Raw genomic sequence first — 1,084 nt, 5'->3', positions numbered from 1 at the left:
GGGCGACGCTTCTGGACATAATATGCTGACTAATCATGTACTCTCTCAATAAATCCACCGACATTCCAAACACCACTACAAACAATAACTAAAATGAGAAACTAATCTGACTAATTCTAATCCGACCAATTGAGGAATTATTATTGTAGACCGCGCTGCCAAAGCCACTCCACAGGCAGGCTCAACCAAAACTCGATGGTCATCCGAAAAATGCCGACAAAGCCAACGCGGCTTCTTTATCAGTAACCACTAAAGACGTAATAGAATGTTTTTAGTCCAATCAAATAATTTACGCTTTGCACCTAAAGAGGTAGCGATAGTGTCAATTTTTAGTAAGATTACTACCAGTTGGCTTCAATCACCCCGGTAAACGAAGCTGCGCCCTCAGTTTCCACGCCAAACAAAGGAAGATCGTTCCCCACCCATATCGATGTAAACCTTCCAAAATACGGCAAGAAAGTCCACCACCACCTACAGCCAAAATAATAGCGGCTGGCTTTTTTATTTGGGTAACCACTTCATCTATCAACGTGGAGTGACCGGCCCAAATTTCTGGATGATCAAAAGGAGGGACAAATCCGCCATCGATCTTTCGTACAAATCTTTCGTACAAATCGTTGAACAATCTTATTAGTTTCATCCCACACATCACCTTCAATTTTTACTAGGGCATTTTCCGCTTCCATATGTTTAATAAACAAAGGATGGGTGGTAGTAAAGAACAAATACGATTACTGGAATTTGAAGCTTACGACCTACATAGGCGACGGCTAGTCCTGCCTCCCAGAAGAGGCCACTAAATGTTTTTTCCCAGCCAATACACACACTTCTGACAAAGCTGCCCAATACCACGTATTTTAAAAGACCCTATCGGTTGATAACATTTCATTTTTTAAAAAACTCACTCCCGAATTTTTTTTAAATGGGTCGAGATTTAATGACCGGGGTTTTTACATAAAGCTTTTTCATGCTTTACTTAATTTAATTTACTTGAAATATTCGCGAACGCGTTGAAGATCCTCTTCCGTATCAACGCCAGGCAAGCATTTTTTTTTGTAACTACCATGTGAATACGACCGCCATG

At 40.7% G+C, this 1,084-nt stretch carries 1 protein-coding gene and 1 pseudogene; both read right to left on the bottom strand.

The window, feature by feature from the left end; all coding sequences use genetic code 11:
- Positions 1–358: 358 nt before the first annotated feature.
- Positions 359–613: a hypothetical protein gene (locus B1F79_RS01960; RefSeq protein WP_251365776.1), complete on the bottom strand. Its 255-nt coding sequence runs from the start codon at positions 611–613 to the stop codon at positions 359–361.
- A gap of 373 nt (positions 614–986) precedes the next feature.
- Positions 987–1,084, bottom strand: a pseudogene (locus B1F79_RS01955) (3-deoxy-manno-octulosonate cytidylyltransferase); the annotation flags it as partial.

It is taken from the genome of Coxiella-like endosymbiont of Rhipicephalus sanguineus (assembly GCF_018687865.1).
This window is presented reverse-complemented; position numbering and strand designations above follow the sequence as displayed.